Annotated in this window: 23 protein-coding genes and 1 pseudogene; 9 read left to right on the top strand and 15 right to left on the bottom strand. The window is 34.9% G+C overall.

Annotated features, from left to right (window positions below):
* Window positions 1-16: 16 nt before the first annotated feature.
* Window positions 17-448 (bottom strand): prepilin peptidase-dependent pilin, encoded by a 432-nt coding sequence (gene ppdD / locus J3U19_RS07385; RefSeq protein ID WP_267345893.1) that lies wholly within the window; start codon window positions 446-448, stop codon window positions 17-19.
* A gap of 203 nt (window positions 449-651) precedes the next feature.
* Here ppdD and ampD point away from each other — a divergent pair.
* Both ampD and J3U19_RS11565 read left to right on the top strand, forming a co-directional pair.
* Window positions 652-1,200, top strand: a pseudogene (ampD, locus tag J3U19_RS11570) (1,6-anhydro-N-acetylmuramyl-L-alanine amidase AmpD); the annotation flags it as partial.
* Window positions 1,180-1,515, top strand: coding sequence for a YqcC family protein (locus tag J3U19_RS11565; RefSeq protein ID WP_416380232.1), 336 nt, complete (start codon window positions 1,180-1,182; stop codon window positions 1,513-1,515). The pseudogene ampD and the gene J3U19_RS11565, both read left to right, overlap by 21 nt.
* 119 nt (window positions 1,516-1,634) lie before the next feature.
* On the opposite strand, the gene mltG is transcribed toward J3U19_RS11565, so the two are convergent.
* Window positions 1,635-2,645, bottom strand: coding sequence for an endolytic transglycosylase MltG (gene mltG, locus J3U19_RS07375; RefSeq protein WP_416380231.1), 1,011 nt, complete (start codon window positions 2,643-2,645; stop codon window positions 1,635-1,637).
* A gap of 6 nt (window positions 2,646-2,651) precedes the next feature.
* Window positions 2,652-3,740, bottom strand: a complete 1,089-nt coding sequence (gene alr / locus J3U19_RS07370; protein WP_267345890.1) for an alanine racemase — start codon at window positions 3,738-3,740, stop codon at window positions 2,652-2,654.
* A 208-nt stretch (window positions 3,741-3,948) separates the two neighbouring features.
* Here alr and J3U19_RS07365 point away from each other — a divergent pair, with 208 nt between their 5' ends.
* The gene (locus tag J3U19_RS07365; RefSeq protein WP_267345889.1) at window positions 3,949-6,096 is read left to right on the top strand and encodes a TonB-dependent receptor plug domain-containing protein; all 2,148 of its coding nucleotides are present in this window, start codon (window positions 3,949-3,951) and stop codon (window positions 6,094-6,096) included.
* Between the two features lie 71 nt (window positions 6,097-6,167).
* Here J3U19_RS07365 and J3U19_RS07360 read toward each other — a convergent pair whose 3' ends face one another.
* Window positions 6,168-6,506 carry a nitrous oxide-stimulated promoter family protein gene (locus tag J3U19_RS07360; protein WP_267341382.1) on the bottom strand — a complete coding sequence of 113 codons (339 nt, stop codon included), beginning with the start codon at window positions 6,504-6,506 and terminating at the stop codon, window positions 6,168-6,170.
* Window positions 6,507-6,578: 72 nt separating this feature from the next.
* Here J3U19_RS07360 and J3U19_RS07355 point away from each other — a divergent pair, with 72 nt between their 5' ends.
* Window positions 6,579-7,409, top strand: a complete 831-nt coding sequence (locus J3U19_RS07355) for a shikimate 5-dehydrogenase (RefSeq protein ID WP_267345888.1) — start codon at window positions 6,579-6,581, stop codon at window positions 7,407-7,409.
* A gap of 75 nt (window positions 7,410-7,484) precedes the next feature.
* On the opposite strand, the gene ycaO is transcribed toward J3U19_RS07355, so the two are convergent.
* Window positions 7,485-9,251: a 30S ribosomal protein S12 methylthiotransferase accessory factor YcaO gene (gene ycaO, locus J3U19_RS07350; RefSeq protein ID WP_267341385.1), complete on the bottom strand. Its 1,767-nt coding sequence runs from the start codon at window positions 9,249-9,251 to the stop codon at window positions 7,485-7,487.
* Window positions 9,252-9,378: 127 nt separating this feature from the next.
* Between ycaO and J3U19_RS07345 the strand changes: the two genes are divergently transcribed.
* Window positions 9,379-9,738 carry a DUF4282 domain-containing protein gene (locus J3U19_RS07345; protein WP_267341386.1) on the top strand — a complete coding sequence of 120 codons (360 nt, stop codon included), beginning with the start codon at window positions 9,379-9,381 and terminating at the stop codon, window positions 9,736-9,738.
* Between the two features lie 109 nt (window positions 9,739-9,847).
* Here J3U19_RS07345 and tsaD read toward each other — a convergent pair whose 3' ends face one another.
* Genes tsaD through coaE form a run of 4 tightly spaced genes read right to left on the bottom strand, consistent with a single transcriptional unit; the run spans window position 9,848 to window position 12,468 of the window.
* Window positions 9,848-10,873, bottom strand: coding sequence for a tRNA (adenosine(37)-N6)-threonylcarbamoyltransferase complex transferase subunit TsaD (tsaD, locus tag J3U19_RS07340; RefSeq protein WP_267341387.1), 1,026 nt, complete (start codon window positions 10,871-10,873; stop codon window positions 9,848-9,850).
* Window positions 10,873-11,091, bottom strand: a complete 219-nt coding sequence (gene yacG / locus J3U19_RS07335) for a DNA gyrase inhibitor YacG (RefSeq protein ID WP_267341388.1) — start codon at window positions 11,089-11,091, stop codon at window positions 10,873-10,875. The genes tsaD and yacG overlap by 1 nt, the downstream gene beginning before the upstream one ends.
* 28 nt (window positions 11,092-11,119) lie before the next feature.
* Complete coding sequence (gene zapD, locus J3U19_RS07330) at window positions 11,120-11,857, bottom strand: cell division protein ZapD (RefSeq protein ID WP_267341390.1); 738 nt, start codon at window positions 11,855-11,857, stop codon at window positions 11,120-11,122.
* A 2-nt stretch (window positions 11,858-11,859) separates the two neighbouring features.
* Complete coding sequence (gene coaE, locus J3U19_RS07325) at window positions 11,860-12,468, bottom strand: dephospho-CoA kinase (protein ID WP_267345887.1); 609 nt, start codon at window positions 12,466-12,468, stop codon at window positions 11,860-11,862.
* Window positions 12,469-12,874: 406 nt separating this feature from the next.
* Between coaE and lexA the strand changes: the two genes are divergently transcribed.
* Window positions 12,875-13,501 (top strand): transcriptional repressor LexA, encoded by a 627-nt coding sequence (gene lexA / locus J3U19_RS07320; RefSeq protein WP_267341393.1) that lies wholly within the window; start codon window positions 12,875-12,877, stop codon window positions 13,499-13,501.
* A 51-nt stretch (window positions 13,502-13,552) separates the two neighbouring features.
* The gene (locus J3U19_RS07315) at window positions 13,553-13,924 is read left to right on the top strand and encodes a hypothetical protein (protein WP_267341395.1); all 372 of its coding nucleotides are present in this window, start codon (window positions 13,553-13,555) and stop codon (window positions 13,922-13,924) included.
* Window positions 13,925-14,052: 128 nt separating this feature from the next.
* On the opposite strand, the gene hisM is transcribed toward J3U19_RS07315, so the two are convergent.
* The 3 genes from hisM to J3U19_RS07300 are packed head-to-tail and all read right to left on the bottom strand — an operon-like array spanning window position 14,053 to window position 16,246.
* On the bottom strand, window positions 14,053-14,757 hold the full coding sequence (hisM, locus tag J3U19_RS07310; protein ID WP_267345886.1) for a histidine ABC transporter permease HisM: 705 nt from the start codon (window positions 14,755-14,757) through the stop codon (window positions 14,053-14,055).
* A gap of 19 nt (window positions 14,758-14,776) precedes the next feature.
* Window positions 14,777-15,460, bottom strand: a complete 684-nt coding sequence (locus J3U19_RS07305) for an ABC transporter permease (RefSeq protein ID WP_416380226.1) — start codon at window positions 15,458-15,460, stop codon at window positions 14,777-14,779.
* Window positions 15,461-16,246 carry a lysine/arginine/ornithine ABC transporter substrate-binding protein gene (locus J3U19_RS07300; RefSeq protein WP_267341399.1) on the bottom strand — a complete coding sequence of 262 codons (786 nt, stop codon included), beginning with the start codon at window positions 16,244-16,246 and terminating at the stop codon, window positions 15,461-15,463.
* A 442-nt stretch (window positions 16,247-16,688) separates the two neighbouring features.
* On the opposite strand from J3U19_RS07300, the gene argS reads away from it, so the two are divergent.
* Window positions 16,689-18,422, top strand: coding sequence for an arginine--tRNA ligase (gene argS / locus J3U19_RS07295; RefSeq protein ID WP_267341401.1), 1,734 nt, complete (start codon window positions 16,689-16,691; stop codon window positions 18,420-18,422).
* Window positions 18,423-18,545: 123 nt separating this feature from the next.
* Here argS and J3U19_RS07290 read toward each other — a convergent pair whose 3' ends face one another.
* Complete coding sequence (locus J3U19_RS07290) at window positions 18,546-18,839, bottom strand: putative quinol monooxygenase (RefSeq protein WP_267345885.1); 294 nt, start codon at window positions 18,837-18,839, stop codon at window positions 18,546-18,548.
* A gap of 475 nt (window positions 18,840-19,314) precedes the next feature.
* Here J3U19_RS07290 and J3U19_RS07285 point away from each other — a divergent pair, with 475 nt between their 5' ends.
* Window positions 19,315-20,331 carry an amidohydrolase family protein gene (locus J3U19_RS07285; protein WP_267341404.1) on the top strand — a complete coding sequence of 339 codons (1,017 nt, stop codon included), beginning with the start codon at window positions 19,315-19,317 and terminating at the stop codon, window positions 20,329-20,331.
* A gap of 639 nt (window positions 20,332-20,970) precedes the next feature.
* Here J3U19_RS07285 and rluB read toward each other — a convergent pair.
* Both rluB and J3U19_RS07275 read right to left on the bottom strand, forming a co-directional pair.
* Window positions 20,971-21,861 (bottom strand): 23S rRNA pseudouridine(2605) synthase RluB, encoded by an 891-nt coding sequence (rluB, locus tag J3U19_RS07280; protein ID WP_267341405.1) that lies wholly within the window; start codon window positions 21,859-21,861, stop codon window positions 20,971-20,973.
* Between the two features lie 684 nt (window positions 21,862-22,545).
* Window positions 22,546-23,166 (bottom strand): L-threonylcarbamoyladenylate synthase, encoded by a 621-nt coding sequence (locus J3U19_RS07275; protein ID WP_267341406.1) that lies wholly within the window; start codon window positions 23,164-23,166, stop codon window positions 22,546-22,548.
* Window position 23,167 lies beyond the last annotated feature (1 nt).

Here is a 23,167-nt window from a genome sequence, read left to right as displayed (position 1 = left end):
CTAAATATTTATTAAACTAGAATTTAAAAATATCTTCACAGGCAGCTGTTAGACTGTCATCTACTGGTGAAGTTAAGCAAGCTCGAGTCCAATCTAATCCTCCATGACCAGAATTGACAGTGGGTGTTAAAGTCGTAGTTAACCCCGTCAAAGCACTTGTACCAACTAAAGTGATTGTACCGTTTGCAACGGTAACTGAGGTAACATAATTGGTACTTTTGGTTAGTGGCACACCATTACTACCGCTTTTGCAATGAGTTAAATTACCTTGTTCAATTGCACAAATTTCAACAGCAGTTTTATAAGCCGTCATGGTTTGCAGCATATCAGTTAAAGCTGCTTTTTTTACATATCCTTGATAAGCAGGTAAACCAATAGCAGTTAAAATAGCGATTACAACAATGGCAATCATTAGCTCAAATAATGTAAATCCTGATTGATTGGACATAATTTCCTCGTAATATAAAGTAAAAGATTCAAGTAACGACTTTATAGCAAAACAAAAAAATGAAATAATAAGAAAATCGATATTTTGGAAAATAAAATGCACTATTTTTGCAAGATTTTGAATGCAGTAAGCTTTGTTTGTGAAATACATCACAATTGTAAATGGTATAAACAAGCTTCTTTTAAAGTCAGTTGGAGTTTAATATGTCACTAAAAATTGTTAATGGTTGGTTACAAGGTGTTAAACAGATCATTTCGCCTTTTTATGATGAGCGCCCAGTCAACCAATCTATTTCATTACTGGTGATCCATAATATCAGCTTACCACCTAATCAATATGGTGGTCCTTATGTAGAGCAGTTATTTACAGGTAAGCTTGATCCGAATGAACACCCTTACTTTGCAACAATCCATCAACTAAAAGTATCAAGCCACCTATTCATTCGTCGTGATGGTGAAATGATGCAATTTGTACCATTTGATAAACGTGCTTGGCATGCAGGTAAATCAATCTTTGAAGGTCAAGAAAACTGTAATAACTTTTCAATTGGTATTGAAATGGAGGGATGTGATACGGATAATTTTACGGATATACAATATCAACAACTTATCGCGGTAACCTTATTACTGCAACAAAATTATCCTATTGAAAATATTACAGGTCATAGTGATATTGCCCCTGATCGTAAGACCGATCCCGGTCCATGTTTTGATTGGCAATATTATCAAGGGTTGCTTGCTCAACAATCGCAATTAAAACAATTTGAAAATCAACTTGAGTTAATCGTCGAAGAATTGCAAAACATTTCATTATGGCAAACGTCGCCGCCTAATCCTGATGCCTTTTTAAGTGAACAACCTTTTGCGCTTGATACTATGCAAGCACATGAATGGTTACAATGGATTTTTATTCCTCGAATGCGAGCACTCATTGAGTCTAATGCCAATTTACCGCAATTTGCCCTACATCCGTATTTTGAAGAAGCCTTAAAAGATGAAGAAACAAGCACCCATAATTTGTTAATTTTAATCAAGCAGCTTGATGAATTATCCTCATCACAAAAGTAATGTTAAAAAAATTACCGCAAATTTACTTGCGGTAAATTCCAATTTTAACAGGTATGAAGTCAATTAAACTGGTTGAAAAAACCGTTAATTTTATTTAAGTGATTTTAAACTTAATTCCCCTATTTTGTCATTTTACGATACTCATTGACCGCCTGCTGGTGATTTCCATAATTGCTAGAAAACGTATGCCCACCTGTACCATTAGCGACAAAGAACAGATAATTTGTTTTAGCTGGGTGTGCTGCCGCTTCTAATGAGGCTAAACTTGGCATAGCAATAGGTGTTGGCGGTAATCCGTCAATGACATAGGTATTATAAGGATTTTTGGTATCTGTTAAGTCTATACGCCTAATAACTCCGGTATAGTTATCGCCTAAACCATAAATAATAGTGGGATCGGTTTGCAACTTCATTTTTGATTTCAAGCGATTTACAAATACGGAAGCGACATTCGCGCGTTCAGAGCTAAGAGCCGTTTCTTTTTCAATGATTGAAGCAATAATCAGCATTTCATAAGGTGATCGATACGGTAAATCACTATCACGGTTATCCCAAATTTTTTGTAAATTGCTTTTCATAGTCATATGCGCACGTTTTAATATATTAATATCTAACGTATCAGCCGTATAAAGATAGGTGTCAGGAGTCAACCAACCTTCAATTGAACCTTCGATACCTAACAATTTTGCAATCTCTTCATCCGTTTTTTCAGCTAAGGTTTGCTGAATATATGGGGTATTGTGAATCAATTTTAGCCAATCTTTAGCACGTTTACCTTCAACAAACTGAATGGAGAAATTACTTTCTTTACCCGATACCATTAATAGTAAAAATTCTTCAACTGTCATATGAGGATGTAATTGGTACGTTCCAGCTTTGATGGAACTTAAGGATGGATCTAACTTATATAAATAAGGCAACAGAAAAGCTCTATCCATCAATTTCGACTCTTTAAGTTGATCGATTAATTGATGCATTGATGTACCTTTTTTCAAAACAAACATTTGATTTTCAGGTGTCACATTAATTTGCTGCTTAGAAAACTGCTGTAAACAGTAGTAACAGATACTAAAAGAACCAACGACAATTATAATAAGGGTAAATAACGTATATAAAAATATTTTTTTAATCATAACTTATCTATCTACATAATGGATTTTTGCTCGTGCAGTCAAGCGTGTAATTAATTCATAAGGACTGATACTTGTATATTTAGCGATCTCTTCAACTGGCAACATTTGTCCCCAAAATATCACTTCATCACCTGGTTTATCCTGACTATCGATACCTAAATCGACCACAATCATGTCCATTGATACATGACCTACGATCGGTACTCTGCGACCATTAACTAAAACTGGCGTATTTTCAGGGATATTTCTAGGATAACCATCACCATATCCCATTGCTACGACACCCAATTTTGTATCTTGCTCACTACACCAGATCTGACCATAACCAACTGATTCACCCTTTTTATGACTCCGTACTGCGATAAGTTCGGATTTAAGTGTCATAGCAGGTTTTAATTCGCCAATGGGTTCATTAAAGGGCGATATGCCGTATAACGCAATGCCAGGGCGAATGATTTCACGTTGCGATTGCGGCCAAGCAAGTGTACCGCCTGATGCTGCGATCGAACATTTACCTATCAGAGATTTATTTTCAATTGAGGTAATGAACTGATCGAATAATGCAATCTGTTTTAAAGTTTGTTCGGAGTTTAATTCATCGGCAGAACTAAAATGACTGATAATATTAATGGGTTTACGTACTACCGAACAACTGGCTAAGCGATAAAATTCCCTCTTGGCTTCATCAAGATTAAAACCCAAACGATGCATCCCTGTATCAAGTTTGAACCATGCAGTAATTTCGTTTTCAAGGGAGGAGGATTGTAATGCATCAATTTGCCATTTACTGTGAACAGCAGATTGAATATTGAAATCAACTAAATCAACGATATCATCATGAGGAAAAAAACCTTCTAAACAAATAATAGGGGTATTGATCCCTTTTTGACGCAACAGCATTGCTTCACAAATACGCGATACACCAAAGCTGTCCACCTTGTTTTGCAACAGTTCAGCAACACCTATAATACCATGAGAATACGCATTTGCTTTAATGATGGCTACCAATTGACTATTTGGTGCAATCTTTCGAATATACTCGACATTATGAACAATTGCTTGACGATTAACTTCTATTACTGCGATAGACATTTTTATCAACCTAAATCTTTATTAAGTAATCATTGTAAATATTGTTATCAATAATGACAAATTTTTCTTTTCATAAGAAAACCAAGTCCGAACAATCAAACTTTCACAATTTCAATAAATTTAATTATTTACATATAGAATAATAATGATTATCATTTACATTATGTTTACATAGTTAAGTAAAAAACTGTCCAGGATAAGTAAGATAATGAGAACAATTTGTACCAAAAATTTCATTAAACCAAGCTGTTATGTAGCGATGTTCAACCTCTTCTTTTGTACGGATGCTTTTGCAAATGAACAAAAAAGCAATCCTCAAGATACCATTATTGTTAGCGCAGATCGTAACGAAAAAACCATTTGGGATAGCACAGTATCTGTAAATGCCATTAATCATGATGAAATCGAAAAACAAAATGGTGACTCAATTGTTGAAGCACTACGAGACATTCCTGGGGTTGAAATTACTGATAATGCTCTTGCAGGACGCAAACAAATCATGATTCGAGGTGAAGCGCCTTCCCGTATTTTAATGTTAATTGATGGTCAAGAAGTTACTTATCATCGTTCCGGGCATGGTTCGAGTGCGGGTGTGTTAATCGACATGGAATCTGTTGAACGCATAGAGGTGATCAAAGGGCCTCATTCCGTATTGTATGGTTCACAAGCGATTGGTGGCGTGGTTAATTTTATTACGCGTAAAGGTAGCAAAAATGGCACACCCTTCAATGGCGATATGAAATTTATTTATAATCAATCGACTAATGGTTTTACTGAGATGGGCACTGTAAACGGTTCAATTGATGGTATTTTTGATTACCGTGTTAGTGGAACTTATGCTGAAAATAATGATCGTAAAGCTTATCAAGGCAAACTTCACGATACCGATTTTAGTAATAACAGTTTAAGTTCATGGTTAGGGCTAAATCTTGATAAACACAAATTGGGCATATCATTAGATCGTTATAAGCTTGATACTAAAACCTATACGGACAAAGATGATAACTTACCAGAAGTTAAAGAATTCTGGGTGAAACTCCCGAAATTACAACGAGAAAAAGTCGGATTCTTTTATGACTATGAAGTTAATGGTAATTTCTTAAAAAGACTTCACTATGATGCTTATGCACAAAAATTAAATCGACAATTTAGAAATCATGTTGTGGTGTCACCCGCACCTATTATGAACGTGAAAACCAACACAGCCACTGATGATGAACAAAAAACATATGGTATGACATTGCAATCAGATTTTGAGCCACGTAAAGATATGAAACTTATTAGTGGTATGCAGTATCAACTAGATAATGTTGATCAAGATTCCCATAATGTCGTTGTAGCAAAAATGCCATCATCAAAAACAAGTTACACACAGCATAAATATTTAACCAATAAATGGCAGCAATCAAGCTTGTCACTATTTGGACAAAATGAATGGGCAATTACCGATGATATTTCCTGGAATATTGGTGCTCGCCAATCCTGGGTAAAATCAGAACAAATAAAAGGTTATACGACAGTCAATAAAGTTCCTGTTACAGGCGCAACTTCATCAGACATTAAAAATGATGGGAAGAAGAAAGACCATGATAATAACTTTGTTGTGTCATCAGGTTTAACTTATTCTGGAATTGAAAATGCTCAATTAAGAGCCTCTTTTGCACAAGGATATGTTTATCCAACACTTTCACATCTTTATGCAGTCACTTCAGCGGCCTCGCAAACGATTTATGGTAACTCTGATTTAAAAGCTGAAAAATCCAATAACTATGAAATTGGTTTACGTTATAACAATCACAAATGGTTAATTGATAGTGCAGTTTATTTTTCGAACGCAAAAAATTACATTACACAAATGAACTGTAATGGTTCAGCTATTTGTGAAGGAACATCGGGGCGTAATTATACTTACTACATTAATGCCAATAAAGCCAAAACTCATGGATTAGAATTGAGTATTGAGTATTTAGATCTACCTGCCACCCCTTATTTAAGGGCCAATTATTTACGCCGTAAAATTGAAACAGAAAGCGACAGCACTTATAATACAGGCAATCCACGCTTTACAGGAAATACAGGAATAAAACATACCGCCTACTTTGATACATTTGATATTGATTCCGATCTGTTTATGCGATTTGCAAGCAAAGCTAAACAGCGTAGTGATTCAGCCGTTTATCATTATCGAGGATGGTCTACACTGAATTTATCAACAACAACATCGTTCGGTACCGAACGCCAATACCATATTGGTATAGATCTCAATAATATTTTAAATAAGAACTATACGACAGCTTATGAATCGATTCCAGCAGCTAAATTCCACGCTGTCTTAAGTGCAAGTATGAAATTCTAAAGTGAATGATTAACCTTGCTTACTCATTAGCGATCAGAAAATACCGCATCATTGCTAGTGAGTAAAACAAATTAGCAATGCTTTTTATTCATCAAATTTTTGTACAAATGCTTAAAAGCCATGATTGGATGATGAATAATCATTCTTGGTCCTGCAAAACGCATAACTTGTTTAATTTTGTGTTTATAATTTTTTGGATAACAATGTTTAGGGCATCGCTCACAGGTCGTTTTTTTCTCACCAAAACGGCACATAGTTAAGCGTTTCATGGCAAATTGCAACAAGTCATCGCACTCTTCACATAATTGGTTAAATTTGGAATGATGATGTTTGTTGCAATATAGATAAATCATTGCTCTAACGGTTTTTTTTTCTTCTTGTATTTTTGGTCCGGTATTGTGGGCAACCATAATCTTATCAGTCGATTAAATAAAGTGTTAAAATAAATCTGAGTTTAACTATGATCACAAGGATTCGATACAATGGCAAGAATTATTAATAAAGATACAATCGTTTGCATGTCCCTTTCTGCAAGACCAAGCAATTTCGGTACCCGTTTTCATAATTATTTATATGAAAAACTCGATTTAAACTATCTTTATAAAGCTTTTACCACTAATAACTTGAAAGATGCAATTTATGGTATCAAAGCATTAGCCATTCGTGGTTGTGCCATTTCAATGCCTTATAAAGAAGCCTGTATCGAGTTTATTGATGAATTAGATGATTCAGTAAAGTCGATTCAATCGGTCAATACGATAGTCAATACTGACCACTATTTAAAAGCCTATAACACTGATTATATTGCGGTTGCTAAGCTCGTTCAAGAAAACAACATTGATAACAATACGACCTTTGTATTAAAAGGAAGTGGTGGAATGGCTAATGCAGTAATTGGAGCCTTTTATGATGCAGGTTTTAAAAATGGCTTCATTGCTGCGCGTAACCAAACAAAAGGTGAAGCTTTAGCCAAACGCTATGGTTATGCATGGGTGAAAAACGAACAAGACATCGCTCCTGAACAGGCAAAACTCATTATTAATGTAACACCAATTGGCATGCTTGGCGGCAATGAAGCTCATGATTTGGCTTTTCCAAAAGTAATGATTGAAAATGCCGATATTGTGTTCGATGTGGTTGCTCTACCCGTTGAAACGCCAATGATCAAATACGCCAAATCACTCAATAAAAAGATTATTTCTGGTGCAGATGTAGCTGTAATACAAGCATTAGAGCAATTTGTGTTGTATACCGGCGTTACGCCAAGTAAAAAGTTAGTGGAGCAAGCAGGAAATTTTGCAAGACAAGGTTAGATCACAAACTCTTCCACCCGTTTTTTAGGTGGAAGAGTATGAAAAATGAGTAATCTACTTTTAACAACTAAAAATTTATTTCATAGCTTGATGTAATGTTTGATAGACTGACAATAACTTTTGATGCATTGCAAATTGTTGCAAATGGTTATTGGATGATTTAACCGTCGTGGTTAAATCATCCAAGCCGAAAAACGTTTTCTCACCATTAGCATATTGCCACATTTCATCGACACAGTTTTTACCATACATTTTATAAAATGCATCTTGATAATGGATAAACTGTTTTTTATCTCGCTCAAGCATAAAATTAACCAATGTTTGTAAGCAACGATAAGCGTGATTGCGTTCAGGGGTAAAAACCGACTCATTCATTTCAAGAGTCCAGTCAATCCATGCTTGAGCTTGCTCTAAATCTTTTGCCGCCAATGCCAGCATCGCTTTGAGTTCACCGATGCGTAATGTAAACCAAGCATTATCTTTTCCGGTTGCAATACCAAGCAATTCACGAACTCGGGCAAAATCATCTAAGCCCTCATCATCCAACTGTTCAATGATGGCTAGATACTGTTTCGCGACGAGCTTTTCATAAGGCAACGACAAAATTCTATCTCGAAGATGAATCGCCATATTATTATTAGCGAGCAATAAATCCTCTGGTGGATAAATTTCTGACATTCCGACCGCCAAAATTCGACAAGCATAAACACCTAAATGCTCATAATCCATAATTAAAACTTCGGTTTTATGGCGTTTAAAAATCGCCATTAAGTTTTCAAATTCTTGTTCGGTGGTACCGGAAAAATCCCAATCAACAAAGTCATAATCGGATTGCTTATTAAACAGATCCCAAGAAATTAATCCGCTTGAATCAATAAAATGTGTTTCTAAATTACTCAAATCAGCAACATCATCGTTATCAAAACTTGGTGGTGAAAACACATCAAGATCTTTCAAGCTTCGACCTTGTAACAGCTCAGTAACGGTTCTTTCAAGCGCAACACCAAAATTAGGATGCGCACCAAAGGATGCATAACTCGTGCCATTTTTGGGATTAAATAACACGACACAAATCACTGGAAACGCTCCACCGAGTGAAGCATCAAAGCAGTAAAGCGGGAAACCTTCATTTTCAAGCGCTTCAATCGCCGCTAATACCTCAGGATAGCGACCAATAACATCAGTTGGAATTATCGGTAAACTAATGGCTTGAGCAATAATTTTATTTTTAACGAAACGCTCAAAAATTTCTGATAATCCTTGCACGCGCGCTTCATTACGCGTATTGCCAGCAGACATACCATTAGAAGCATATAAGTTAGCTATCAAATTGACTGGCACATACACGGTTTTTTGATCTGACTGTTGAACAAAAGGTAAAGCACATATTCCTCGTTCAGGATGACTTGATTGCAAATCAATTAAATCCATAGCGGTTAATTCACCATTGGGATTGTAAAACTTAAGCAGTTTTTCAGTTAATAATCCTTTTGGTAAAAGTCCATCTTCAGGGATTGAAAACCATTTTTCTGTTGGATAATGTACAAAATCGGCATTTGCAACATTTTCACCGAGATAAAAATCTGAAAAAAAATAATTTGTCGATAAACGCTCAAAATATTCACCTAATGCTGACGCTAATGCCGCTTTTTTACTTGCTCCTTTACCATTTGCAAAGCAAAGTGGACATTGGGTATTTTGAATATGAACAGACCATACATTTGGCACTGGATTAAGCCAAGAAGCTTCTTTCACTTCTAAATCATAGTAAGCGAGTTGTTGATGGAAATAGTTAATGGAATCTTCAAGAGCAGCGTCTTTGCCGGGAATAAAAGTTTTCATGTAGTTTCTCAAAAGTTTTTTATATGATAAAAATATTGCTTTATTGGTAGATTTATTCTTAAATGTATACGCTATTGTTCTAAATTAAAAGTATTAATCATCAATAATTTTTAATTAAGGAAATAAAATGAAAAAAGTAACAAATTCTGAGAATTTTTCGCTAACTGATTTTTTCACTCTCAACAAAATGATCACTCCAGCATTTATCACTATTATTTATTGGATAACGTTAGTGTTTATCGCTATAGGTGGATTGAGTATGATTTTTGCTAGTTTTGCTAGTTTTCAATACAGCTTTTTTGGTGGAATGTTCACGCTTATCAGCGGTATTATTACTCTTGTGGTAGGCATTATTTCAGCCCGAATCGGTTTTGAATTAATCTGTGTTTTATTTAATATTAACCGAAACATCGAAAAATTAGCGTTAAACAAAAACGATAGTATTACTGATGGTTCAGACGATCACACTATTATGAATCAAAACTAATTTTCGTTTCCTAGTCACAATAAAAAGTGGGAAAGATTCCCACTTTAAAAATCATTTTCTAAATTAATCGTTGAATCGAATCATAGTCCAACATTAAATAAATTACATTTTACGATACATTTAACTCGCTTAATGGCCATCTTGGTCTAACATTAATCGCTAAATCGCAAAACTGTTGTTGTTTTAAATGAATCATACCAGCATACGCAATCATAGCGCCATTATCTGTACAAAATTCAATACGCGGATAGTAAACTTGACCTTTACGTTGAGCCATCAGCTCAGCTAATTTATTACGTAACGTTTTGTTGGCACTTACTCCACCCGCAATCACCAAACGATTAAAACCTGTTTGCTCAAGTGCTCGGCGCGATTTTATTAATAATGTATCAACTAACGCATCTTCAAACGCACGCGCAATATCGGCTTTGGTTTGATTATCAAGCTCAACACCTTGATGATATTGATGGATAGTGTTGGCCGCAGCCGTTTTTAATCCCGAAAAACTAAAATCCAGTCCAGGACGATCAGTCATAGGTCTTGGAAAGTGAAAACGTGAAGGATCACCTTGCTCAGCTAATTTCGAAAGTTTAGCACCGCCTGGATAGTCTAAACCAAGTAATTTAGCTGTTTTATCAAATGCTTCACCAGCAGCATCATCAATTGATTCGCCCATTAAGCGATATTGACCAACGTCCATTACACTAATAAGCTGTGTATGCCCACCTGACACCAATAAAGCTACAAATGGATACAACGGTGGGTTATCTTCCAACATTGGCGCAAGTAAATGCCCTTCCATATGATGCACTGCAATTGCAGGAACATTCCAAGCATAAGCGAGAGAACGACCTATTGACGCTCCAACCATTAAAGCTCCTACTAAACCTGGGCCTGCAGTGTAAGCTACAGCGTCAATATCCGCTGAAGTCAAGTTAGCTTCTTTTAGTGCTGCTTGAATTAATGGTACGGTTTTACGAATATGATCACGAGAAGCCAATTCAGGTACAACGCCACCATAATCAGCATGCAATTTAATTTGTGAATAAAGTTGGTTAGCGATCAAGCCTTGCTTTTCATCATAAATAGCAATACCTGTTTCATCACATGACGTTTCAATTCCAAGCACTTTCATTAATGTTTACCTGCATAATTGGAAAGGTCATCTTCACTCCAAAGATCTTGTTCAGACATCTCTTTATCTGCGATACGGTGTTCTTCATTAGCCCACTCACCTAGATCGATAAGTTGACAGCGTTTACTGCAAAATGGTCGAAATGTACTTTTGTCTGACCACTCAACCTCCTTTTGACAAGTGGGACATTTGACAAATTGGATAGTTTCTTTATTCATTGCATCTCTTCTAAAATATTTAATAATGTTAACAACAAGCTAATTCAAATTCGATTGCTTCGGTATTGGTGTTTTCACTCGCTTCAAGCGGTATAAATCGAATACTATAACGTGACATATGCCCAGAAACTTGAGGATAAACATTTTTATCCAATGAAACTCGAATTCGAATTAAATTAAACTCGCCATTGGTTTCTTGAAAAAAATTATTGTTATAAACAAATGATTTAAATTCACCCATTTGCCGAATCATTTGCATACAACATGCCAAAGCCTCATCAAGAATTGTCAAATGTTGTAACCAATTTTGTACTTGCCTATCGCGTTTTTCTTGTAACTGTTCTAACCATAAATAAAACGAAGGAAGATCAAAACTACAGCAACCCCCTGGGATCATTAAACGTTGACGAATGGCATTAATAAAACGGTCATCTTTTAAAGTCTGCCCTAAACGCACGATTGAGTTAAATTTAACTAAGTAATCGTCCAATTGAGAAATTAAATTATTTAATAACTCTTGATCGACCCCCTCAATATTGACCCAAGATTGAAGTTTATTTTTTAGCGACTCAATTTCCTTAATTAATTCACTTTTTACATCATTACGTTCAATGATTTCTAATAATTCAGATAGAGCATGAAAAAACAATAGTGCATTATTTTGATCAAAATGACGATGTAAATTTAATTGCTTTAATAAAAATTCAATACGTAGCCATGTTCGCATCTTTTCATTTAGTGGATGTTCAAAAATAATCTTATCCATACTTAACCATTCTTAATATTAAAGTTTTTTAAATATTGTTGATGCAATTTATTTACTTGTGCGGTTAATAAAGTCAAATCACCATTATTGACAATAATATCATCAGCATAAGTTAATCGTTTTTGAGAAGAAATTTGTGATGATATCATTTTCTGTGCTAGCAATTTATCGATATTATCTCTCTGAATAAGTCGCTCTAATTGTAATTGTTCAGGTGTATCAACCATTAAGACTTTATCTGCATAATGATGTAAATTATTCTCAACTAATAGGGGAACAACCCAAATGACATAAGCAGTAGTTTGCTGGGCAATTTGGATTTGTGTTTGTTCTTGAATGATTGGATGTAACAAATTATTCAGCCAGAGTCTTTCATGATCATTATTGAAAATAATTTCTCTTAATTGACAACGATCTAGCTCATTATTGGGTAATAAAATTTCTTGGCTAAAATGTTTAACAATTTGCTTATATGCATCTGTTCCTATTTGAACAACTTGCTTAGCAATTACATCAGCATCAATAATAGGCACACCTAACTGAGCAAAAAGATTCGCAATGGTGCTTTTACCGCTAGCGATTCCACCACTCAAAGCAACAATATAAGGCATGAAATAGATTCCAAATCCAATCAAGTAACATTCTTGAAATAGTATATCATATAACTCATTCCCATTACACACGCCAAATTATCTAAAAAGTAAAGAAAAATAGAAAATTTGTTTAGATAGGATAATTGATGTGTTTTCAATTCAGAATCTTAATTGATCAAAACAAACAATTTTAAAAAAATATTAAAAATGTGTTATTTTTTATTGAGAAATTGATTTAAATAAATAAAAGCATTTAGCACTGAATCTTTTCAATAGTCGATAAAAAACAGTCTCTATTTTGCAGAAATAGTCCGCTATTGCTTTTATTAATTATTAAACCAAAATAAATTTAATAAAATTGTTGGTTTTATATTTTTAGCTGTATATAATCACATACATCTGTATAAAAACACAGGAATTGATAATGAGACCATTAACGGAACGCCAAAGACAGATTTATGATTTAATCAAAGATAATATTCAAACAACCGGTATGCCACCTACTCGAGCTGAAATTGCGCAAAAATTAGGATTTCGCTCTGCAAATGCAGCTGAAGAGCACCTCAAAGCTCTTGCCAAAAAAGGGGCAATTGAAATGATTGCTGGCTCATCTCGAGGAATACGCTTATTACTGGAAAGTCAGGAAGATCAAAACGATTTTCAAGGAATTCCTCTCATTGGAGAAGTTGCGGCTGGCTCGCCGATTTTAGCTCAAGAACATATTGAAAGTCACTACCAAGTCGACCCCTCTCTCTTTAAACCAAATGCCGATTTTTTGCTCAGAGTTCATGGCATGTCAATGAAGGATATAGGAATCATTGATGGTGACCTACTTGCCGTACATAAAACTCAAGACGTTAAAAATGGGCAAGTTGTGGTCGCACGTATTGATGATGAAGTAACGGTTAAAAGACTATCACGCAAAGGCAAACATGTTCAATTAATTGCTGAAAACCAAGACTTTTCACCTATCGAAGTGGATCTTGAACAGCAAAGTTTCGCCATTGAAGGAATTGCAGTTGGTATAATTCGTAATGGATCATGGATGTAACAACAAAGTTAGTATAAAATGGCGAATAATTGTTAATTAGGAGATAACAATATGTGGCTATTTTGGTTATATGAATTTTTAGGATTTTTTGCGGTCATTTCGCTTATTTTTGTTTACTGCCATTTTCGTGATAAAAAGTTTTGGTCTTTTACATGGAAACATTTAAAGTGGGTATTATTATCAATTGTTGGAGTGTGGTTAATCATAGCCATCCTTTGCCGACATGATCTTTACAATGCCACTCATTGTTATTTTCGCGGAGTAAGTATGCATGCCCAAACAAAATATTCGATCTATTTGGGCGAATGTCAGATAGAAACCCCAAATGGCAGTTATGTGCCGATCGATCGCACTCGAGCATTACCTTTCTCAAATGACCATAGTAGAGATGATGAGACTGATGATTTTTATCCAACAAATTAAATAATTCTTTACTAAATTTCAAAAAATCAGGCTATCATAATTATGAGCGCCTGATTTTTTGTTTCAATAAATGTTTCATCCATTGAAAAAAGTGACAGCTTTAAATATTTCTGTTTAGAATGATGGTGTTATTGATGCTGATAGGCTAAACAATGCTTTTCTAATTTTTTAAAACCAAAAATTAATACAAAACTGACACAAAGATAAATAATTGCTGCAATACCAAACGCATGAAAAGGTTGATACGTTTCAACATAAATATCCCGAGCAATTTTCATCACATCTTGAACCGTTACTGTAAAGGCGAGTGCCGTCGAATGTAACATAAAAATTACTTCGTTACTGTAAGCGGGTAAAGCAATATGAAAGGCTCTTGGAAAGATAATATATTGATATAATTGCCAATGATTAAAACCTAAAGCTGTTGCAGCTTCAATTTCACCCTCCGGCACATTGCGTATGGCACCAGCAAAAACTTCAGTTGTATAGGCACAAGTATTAAGTGTGAAAGCCAAAATAGTACAATTTAAACCACTTTGAAAAAAATCGCTCAGCCAAGGGTGATTTTTAACGATGCTTAAGGTATAAATTCCAGTATAAATCACGAGCAATTGTACATACAGTGGCGTGCCTCTAAAAACATAGGTGAATAACCAAATTGGCAGTTTAATAAATTTATTTGGACTATTACGCCCTATCGCTAAAAATACTGACAAAATGCCGCCAATCAAAATAGATAATATTAATATCCAAAGCGTCATAGCCAGACCAGTGATATTATGGCCATCAGTCCATAACAAAGCTTGCCAATAATTTTGAAGAATTTCTATCATTCACTCATGCTCTTTTTTATTATTTTGCTTTTGTTAGTCCTACGGAGTAGTGCTTATCGAGCCAACATAATGCAACCATTGAAATCGTGGTAAAAAGTAGATAAAAAGCTGCGGCAATTAATGCCAAAAATAAAGGTTGATAAGTTGCTTCCCCTACTGTCTTAGTCGCTTTAACTAAATCAAACAACCCTAATAGTGAAACCAATGCTGTCGCCTTCAGTATAATAAGCCAGTTATTAGCCATACCAGGAAGTGCAAAACGCATCATTAAAGGAAACATCACATAACGAAATACCTGCATCTTACTCAAACCAAGTGCTACAGCTGCATCAAGTGTATTTTTTGCTACTGATTGATAAGCTCCACGAAAGGTCTCGGTAAAGTATGCACCATAGATAAAACCAAGCGTTAACGTACCCGCAATAAAAGGATTAACTTCAATGATATCCGCATTAAAAAAATCAGTAATATTATTGACCGCAAATTGCAAACCAAAAAAGATTAACATCATTAACACCAAATCAGGCACGCCTCGAATTACCGAAGTATAAGCCTGACAGATTAATCGTAAAAATTTCAATGGTGACAATTTACCAAGTGCGCAAATCGCACCAAGTAAAATAGCAACGACTAGTGAAGCAATTGACAGTCCCAGTGTGAGGAATGCCCCTTGAAAAATGAGTATACTATAGCCTTGCATCACTTATTTCTTATTATAAACATCAAAATCAAAGTATTTATCATTGATTTTTTGATAAGTTCCATCGGCTAAAATTTTAACCAGTGCGTGATTAAACGCTTCCCGAAGTTCATTGTCTTTTTTACGAAACCCTAAACCAACGCCGACATCAAAATATTTTTTATCCGTTAGCGCGTCACCAGCAAAAATAAAGCCCTTTCCTTGTGGTTGTTTTAAAAATGCATAACTTCCAGTCACTTCATCTTGCAACGCCGCATCTAATCGCCCTGCGGCCAAATCTGAAAAAACTTGTAACTGATTTTGATAAGGAACAATGGTCACACCATTTGGACGCCAAACTTCATTAGCAAAATGTTCTTGCGAAGTGCCTTGTTCAATGCCGACTCGTTTGCCTTTTAAGGATTCAATTGTTGGCATTATATTCGTGCCTTTTTTTGTTATCAGGCGTGATTGAGTCGCAAAAATTTCATCTGAAAATGCAATCTGCTTTTTACGTTTTTCTGTCATCATCAATGATGATGAAATCACATCAATCTTTCTTGATAACAGTGAAGGAATTAATGCATCAAAGTCTGTGGTTTGAAAAATACATTTTAGATTGGCTTTTTCACACAATGCTTTGGTTATTTCAATATTAAAACCCGTAATTTCCCCATTCTCATCAATGTAATCAAAGGGAGGATAAGAAGTATCAGAACCTATTTTAACTGATTTTGATAATGCCGCCTGACTGGATAGAGATAAGTTTAAAAAGACAATACAACATACTATTTTTATAAATTTGTTCATCCTCAGTACTCTTATAATTTTATTAAATAAGTAATATAACGGGTTATCCGAATTTTTAATAATAAAAAAATATTATTAACCTACAGCAAAATATAAGGATTTTCTTATAAAACTCTGTTCAATAAAGTGTCATTCTCTAGTTTTAACTCAAAACCTAATCTAATAAAAATATTAAAGCGAATTATCCTAAAAACAACCACAGCAATTTTGTAAAAAATATTTAGGTGTCTATACCGTTTCATTTTCCTTTTGTCTAATAGATAACGTTATTGACTGGTTGACATGATCAATGATGCTGTTAACTGATGGGGCATTTTGATAAGTTTTTAAAAAAGACACATAAGATTTCTAAAAAAAAGCCCCTAAAACTAATCCTACAGTGACAATTTATCACTTTGTCGGTATCATATTGGGCATTTTATTATACTCAATTAGGTTTAGTGTGAATATTCAACAATTATTAACGCAACGCGTTTCGCAAGCAATGATACTGGCTGGAGCCGACAACAACTGTGATGCTTTAATTAAGCAATCGGCTAAAGTGCAATTTGGTGATTATCAAGCTAATGGTATTATGGCAACCGCCAAAAAACTAGGTATGCCACCAAGAGCATTGGCAGAGAAAGTTTTACAGCATTTAGATATTGATGATATTGCCGATAAAGTTGAAATTGCTGGTCCGGGTTTTATTAATATTTTTCTAAAAAACAGTTGGATTGCCGAGCAGAACGAAATCGCATTAAACAGTGATAAACTCAATATTACTTTGCCTGCTAAAGCACAAACGATTGTGGTTGACTATTCAGCACCAAACGTAGCTAAAGAGATGCATGTGGGTCATTTGCGTTCTACAATTATTGGTGATGCCAGTGTGCGAGTATTATCCTTTTTAGGACATAATGTCATTCGAGCTAATCATGTCGGGGACTGGGGTACGCAGTTTGGTATGTTGATCGCTTATCTGGAAAAGATGCAAAATGAACATGCCAATGATATGGAACTGTCGGATTTAGAGTCTTTTTATCGCGCAGCGAAAAAACATTATGATGAAGATGAAGTCTTTGCTGAAAAAGCGCGTAACTATGTGGTTAAATTACAAGGTGGGGATGAGTACTGTCGTGATATGTGGCGTAAGCTTGTTGATATTACCATGACACAAAACATTGCTACGTATAAACGATTAAACGTAACATTGACCGTTGAAGATACCATGGGTGAAAGTATTTATAACAGTATGTTACCGGGTATTGTTAAGGATCTAAAACAGAAAGGATTAGCGGTTGAAAGTGAAGGCGCGATCGTCGTATTTTTAGATGAATATAAAAATAAAGAAGGCGAACCGATGGGCGTTATCATCCAAAAACGTGATGGTGGCTATCTGTATGCAACAACCGATATCGCTTGTGCTAAATACCGTTATGAAACGTTACACGCCGATCGCATTCTTTATTATACTGATTCTCGACAACATCAACATTTAGAACAAGTTTGGGCGATTGTACATAAGGCTAAATATGTTCCTGAATCGTTAAAATTAGAGCACCATATGTTTGGTATGATGCTTGGTAAAGATGGTAAACCATTTAAAACACGTTCTGGCGATACCGTAAAATTAAATGACTTGCTTGATGAAGCTTGTGAGCGTGCCAGTTCACTGATTCGTAGCAAAAATCCTGAACTGTCACAAGCCGAACTTGCCCAAATCATTGATGCTGTTGCCATTGGTGCAGTTAAATATGCGGATCTTTCTAAAAACCGTACTACTGATTATGTATTTGATTGGGATAATATGTTGTCATTTGAAGGGAATACTGCGCCTTATTTACAGTATGCTTATACTCGGGTGCTATCAGTTTTTAGAAAATCTGATATTTCTGAAGACAGTTTAACCGGCAACATACGTTTGGACACGGATAAAGAACGTGCTTTAGCTACTCGTTTGATCCAATTTGATGAAACGATCACCACTGTAGCAAACGAAGGCACTCCGCATGTGCTTTGTGCTTATCTTTATGAAATTGCCACGCTATTTTCAAGTTTCTATGAAAACTGCCCTATTTTAACGGCCGAAAACGAAGACTTGAAACAAAGCCGCTTAAAGTTGGCTTCATTAACCGCTAAAACACTTAAAGTGGGTCTTGATATGTTAGGTATTAAAACCGTCGATAAGATGTAATTAAAATAGGCAATTAGCTGTAAACAGTTAAGATTATCTTGCAAAAAAACTTTATAAAAGCCGCCAGTAAAATTGTATTGGTGGCTTTTTTATATTTAAACGTATAGTTAACCTCAAAGTTTTTTATAAATTAACAGGTTTTACCACACAAATTTCTAAACCCTCTACATGACGTTTAGCAAATGTAGCAAATTCAACAAAATGAGGCGTGGCATTATGTCTATCTATCGCTGCTTGAGAAGCCCATGTTTCAATGACTACATAAACATTGGGATCAGTAATACTTTGATTAAGTTCATAGTGGATGCAATCCGCTTCTTTTCGGCTTGCTTCGACAAGTTTTTTAAAAATAGGTTGAAAAGCTTCATGATACTCAGCTTTTACCGTTATTGTGGCGACAATATTTAATTGGCTCATATTAACCTCATGATCGTTAAAAAATGAAATCGGTACACAATGTATTTTTAGAGAGATAAAAACAAAAATACCCTATTTATTTGATTATTTTTTTGAGAAAGATATTTTACGACAAATCTATTTTTTTGTACGAGTAAATTTAATATTAAACAAAAAGTTAAATATTTATAATAGGATAACCTATAAAAACCCCACCTGATATTATTTTAATACTGATGATAATATCTAAAAAATAATACTTTAACCATTTCATTTATTTATATATTTTCTAAAATTTTAGGCTTGCTATTCACTTCGATTCGGTTAGAATCCTAACTGTTTTAAAAAACAAACTAGGTTAGCTTGATATGTTAAATTTAAATCAACAATATTTTCATCCACAGTTGTTGATGTTTTTAATCCTCCTTCATGGAGGATTTTTTTATCCACCATTTTCCTTACATCCCCAAAAAAAATTGAATTATAGAGGCACATTATGACCGATAATAAAAAAATGTTATCAACCAATCGAGATCAAAGTTTAAAAGCATATTTGATGAACAAAATTAAGCAAAATGGCGGTTGGGTAAATTCACATATGCATGCTGATCGTGCTTTTACCATAACGGTAGATAGCTTTGATGTGTATCAAAAACAGAGCTTAATTGAAAAGTGGGATACCTTAGATAAAGTCAAAGCATCAATGAGCGAAGAGGATTACTATCGTCATTTTAGTATGGCCGTTGAGCGTATGATTGAACAAGGTGTGACAGCTATGGGGTCATTTGTGGATATTGACCCAATTGCTGAAGAGCGTGCTATTAGAGGAGCAATTCGAGCTCGTGAAACATACAAAGACGACATTATCATTAAATTGGTCAATCAAACTCTTAAAGGCGTCATTGATAAAGAAGCTCGCTATTGGTTTGATAAAGGTGCCGATTTGGTTGATATTATAGGAGGATTGCCTCGCCGAGATGAACGTGATCATGGTAAAGCAATGGGATTAAAGCATCTTGATGTGCTCATGCAAACAGGCAAATCAATGGGAAAAATGGTGCATGTCCACGTAGATCAATTTAATTCATCGGACGAAATCGAAACCGAACAGCTTACGGATAAAACCTTAGAACATGGCATGCATGGTCGTGTTGTTGCCATTCACAGTATTTCAATCACAGCGCACAGCTTAGAATATCGTCAAAAACTGTATCAAAAAATGAAAGAAGCAAAAATGATGGTTATTGCTTGTCCATTTGCATGGATTGATAGTCCTCGCCGTGAAGAACAAGGTCCAACCCGTAACTCTCTCACACCTGTTGACGAACTTGCCGAAGCAGGAATTCCTGTTGCCATTGGTACCGACAATATTAGCGATTATATGTTGCCATTTTCAACAGGTAATATGTGGGAAGAACTAAAACTGCTTGTTACTGGCTGCCGTTATACCGATCTGGATAATGTTGTAAATGTTGCCACCAGAAATGGACGAATGGTGTTAGGACTGGAATAATAAACCAACTGATATAAATAAGAATCTCACCTACAATAATTAAACCATGGTGAGATTTTTCTCATGATCATCTTATTTTAAAAAGCCTTTTTCTAAACATTGGATTCCTGCATTAAGCAGGTTATCACTTATACACTAGATGCAATAATAAGATAAAAACAACTTCACTCTACTCAACATCATGATTCGATAAATAATTATGCAATAACGGATGAAGCGGCTTACAAACTGATACAAGAAAATAGAATAAGTGCTTACTATCCCACCATAACTTGTCTACACGATTTATTACTTTTATTCTGCATTCTCCGCAGCTTTAATCCAATTTATACAGTTATGAACAAATCAAAGCAAAGTGCATTTTTCATTATTGAATGAGCCATATTTTAAGATAACGATCGGTAGAATTAAGATTTTAAGATATTTGCGTAATGATGCAATTCACTCAGGAAACAAAGACTAAATTGTCCATTACGAACCTCAAGATGCTTCTTATCAGGTTCAATTGCTTGTTTATTGTTATCACTTTATTTTCCAACTCATTGATAGAAAATTGAAAAATAACATTTTTAACATTAATCGCTATTTTCATTGGGTGTCTACCTCAATACCAATTATGTATTGAGGTGATAGATAACACTATTTTCGAGTAGGTTTTTTAGCCGTAGCACGGCGTGGTGGTTTGGAAAAATTATTCAATTTAACACGCTTTGGTCTAACAATTTTTTTGTCCGATGAGGTAGCAGTTTTAGTAAAACTTTTCACTTCTGCCGGTAAGCCGACAAGCTCACGTAAATAGTTAACAGAATCAATGCCGAGCTCCATCCATGTACCACGCGATAATCCTTTTGGTAAATTAATATTACCATAACGAATACGTAGTAAACGGCTGACTTGTACCTCGATCGCTTCCCACATTCTGCGTACTTCTCGATTACGACCTTCGGTTATAACAACATTAAACCATTGGTTGAGTCCGTCACCACCCTGAGCTTTAATTGACTTAAATGAGGCGGGACCGTCTTCAAGCTGAACACCTTTACGTAATTGATGAATTTGCTGATCGGTAATATGACCAAATACTCGCACCGCATATTCACGTTCGATTTCATGTCTTGGATGCATTAATCGGTTAGCAAGCTCACCATCTGTGGTAAATAATAACAGGCCAGAAGTATTGATATCCAAACGACCAATATTGATCCAACGAGCATTTTTTAAACGAGGTAATCGTTCAAATACCGTCGCACGACCTTGAGGATCGTTACGCGAACAAATTTCCCCCTCAGGTTTATAATAAGCCAGGACTCGGCAGACTTCTTTTTCTTTACTTCTAAGTTGAACTAAATGCCCATTGATACGAATTTTAGGGTTAGCGCTAACATCAACACGATCGCCTAAATTAGCGATTTTACCATCAACGCTGATCTTCCCTGCTGCTATCATGGCTTCAATCTCACGACGTGAACCATTGCCTAAATTTGCTAATACTTTCTGTAATTTTTCAGTATTGTCTTTAATATTTTTCATAACCAGTTCTCGCTACCTTCACAGGTATCATATTTGTTTAACTTTTAGTGAAAACTTATATCAAAATCGATATGATTCTTTGATATAGTCAGTAAATATTGTAGGTTAAATCGTAAGTTTCTCAATTTTTAACAAACAATAAAAATAAATTCTTCATATTATTACTTGGATCTTTTAGTGACGTCTATTTTCTGAAGTTTTTTATTTTTGAAACTAAGCTGTTTGCGGTTTAATCATGTAGTATTATTTTCTTCAAATTGTTTAGAATAATAAGTCCACAAAATCCAATCAGACTCAATAAAGTCCCCAAAAGCGCCTAAAACGGTAGGAGCTCAAAGCGCATTAAAGTCAGACATTGTAGCATACTTAAAATGATAAAGAACGTTTACTTGTTCACTCAATAAAAAGCATTACCATTTGATTCTGGCAATGAAGTAAACAACGCGCTTTTTATGCTTTTTGTTCCCCCAAAAAAACAATAGGATAATAAAAATTATGCCGATTAATTGTTTATAGTCATAGAAATATTTAAAAAATAAAATCGGCAATATCACTGTTTACATAATCAAATTAGGAAATAACACGAAATTGTTCATAAACGATATAAAATTGGATAAATACTATACCTATCCGTTAAACCTATTAACATAATCGGTTGATTGGTCAGGATATTGCTCTCTCATTTTAAATAAATGGGCTGATATCACCACTGCCTTGACGAATAATATCGGGATAGTCATGGGTTAAATCGATAACGGTTGTCGGTTGCGCACCAATGTATCCACCATGCACAATGGCATCAAGCTGATGACCAATTTTATCTTCGATCTCTTCAGGATCAGACTGTGCTTCATCCTCATTAGGTAAAATTAATGTGGTTGTCATTAATGGTTGTCCCAATAATTCCAGCAATGCTAAATCAATTTTATTATCAGGAATACGCAAACCAATGGTTTTACGTTTTTCATTCATTAATCGGCGCGGAACTTCTTTGCTGGCTGGTAAAATAAAAACATATTTACCGGGAGTATTATTTTTTAATAGTCGAAAAGTTGTGTTATCAACAAATGCATAAGATGAAAGTTCAGAAAGATCACGACACATTAAGGTGAAGTTATGATATTTATCAAGCTGGCGAATTTGGCAAATCCGATCCACACCATACTTGTTATCCAGCAAGCAGCCTAGTGAATAACCTGAATCTGTCGGAAAGGCAATGACGCCTCCATCATTTAAAATTTTGACAACTTGATCTAATAATCTTGTTTGTGGATTATCTGGATGAATATAAAAAGTTTGGCTCATA

Source organism: Gilliamella sp. B2828 (genome assembly GCF_026537125.1).
Lineage (GTDB): Bacteria > Pseudomonadota > Gammaproteobacteria > Enterobacterales > Orbaceae > Gilliamella.
This window is presented reverse-complemented; position numbering and strand designations above follow the sequence as displayed.

Bases quoted from the DNA above. Each gene is read 5' to 3' on its own strand.
- ppdD (WP_267345893.1), bottom strand. From the start codon at position 448: ATGTCCAATCAATCAGGATTTACATTATTTGAGCTAATGATTGCCATT.
- alr (WP_267345890.1), bottom strand. From the start codon at position 3,740: ATGTCTATCGCAGTAATAGAAGTTAATCGTCAAGCAATTGTTCATAAT.
- J3U19_RS07365 (WP_267345889.1), top strand. From the start codon at position 3,949: ATGAGAACAATTTGTACCAAAAATTTCATTAAACCAAGCTGTTATGTA.
- J3U19_RS07360 (WP_267341382.1), bottom strand. From the start codon at position 6,506: ATGGTTGCCCACAATACCGGACCAAAAATACAAGAAGAAAAAAAAACC.
- J3U19_RS07355 (WP_267345888.1), top strand. From the start codon at position 6,579: ATGGCAAGAATTATTAATAAAGATACAATCGTTTGCATGTCCCTTTCT.
- ycaO (WP_267341385.1), bottom strand. From the start codon at position 9,251: ATGAAAACTTTTATTCCCGGCAAAGACGCTGCTCTTGAAGATTCCATT.
- J3U19_RS07345 (WP_267341386.1), top strand. From the start codon at position 9,379: ATGAAAAAAGTAACAAATTCTGAGAATTTTTCGCTAACTGATTTTTTC.
- tsaD (WP_267341387.1), bottom strand. From the start codon at position 10,873: ATGAAAGTGCTTGGAATTGAAACGTCATGTGATGAAACAGGTATTGCT.
- yacG (WP_267341388.1), bottom strand. From the start codon at position 11,091: ATGAATAAAGAAACTATCCAATTTGTCAAATGTCCCACTTGTCAAAAG.
- zapD (WP_267341390.1), bottom strand. From the start codon at position 11,857: ATGGATAAGATTATTTTTGAACATCCACTAAATGAAAAGATGCGAACA.
- coaE (WP_267345887.1), bottom strand. From the start codon at position 12,468: ATGCCTTATATTGTTGCTTTGAGTGGTGGAATCGCTAGCGGTAAAAGC.
- lexA (WP_267341393.1), top strand. From the start codon at position 12,875: ATGAGACCATTAACGGAACGCCAAAGACAGATTTATGATTTAATCAAA.
- J3U19_RS07315 (WP_267341395.1), top strand. From the start codon at position 13,553: ATGTGGCTATTTTGGTTATATGAATTTTTAGGATTTTTTGCGGTCATT.
- hisM (WP_267345886.1), bottom strand. From the start codon at position 14,757: ATGATAGAAATTCTTCAAAATTATTGGCAAGCTTTGTTATGGACTGAT.
- J3U19_RS07300 (WP_267341399.1), bottom strand. From the start codon at position 16,246: ATGAACAAATTTATAAAAATAGTATGTTGTATTGTCTTTTTAAACTTA.
- J3U19_RS07290 (WP_267345885.1), bottom strand. From the start codon at position 18,839: ATGAGCCAATTAAATATTGTCGCCACAATAACGGTAAAAGCTGAGTAT.
- J3U19_RS07285 (WP_267341404.1), top strand. From the start codon at position 19,315: ATGACCGATAATAAAAAAATGTTATCAACCAATCGAGATCAAAGTTTA.
- rluB (WP_267341405.1), bottom strand. From the start codon at position 21,861: ATGAAAAATATTAAAGACAATACTGAAAAATTACAGAAAGTATTAGCA.
- J3U19_RS07275 (WP_267341406.1), bottom strand. From the start codon at position 23,166: ATGAGCCAAACTTTTTATATTCATCCAGATAATCCACAAACAAGATTA.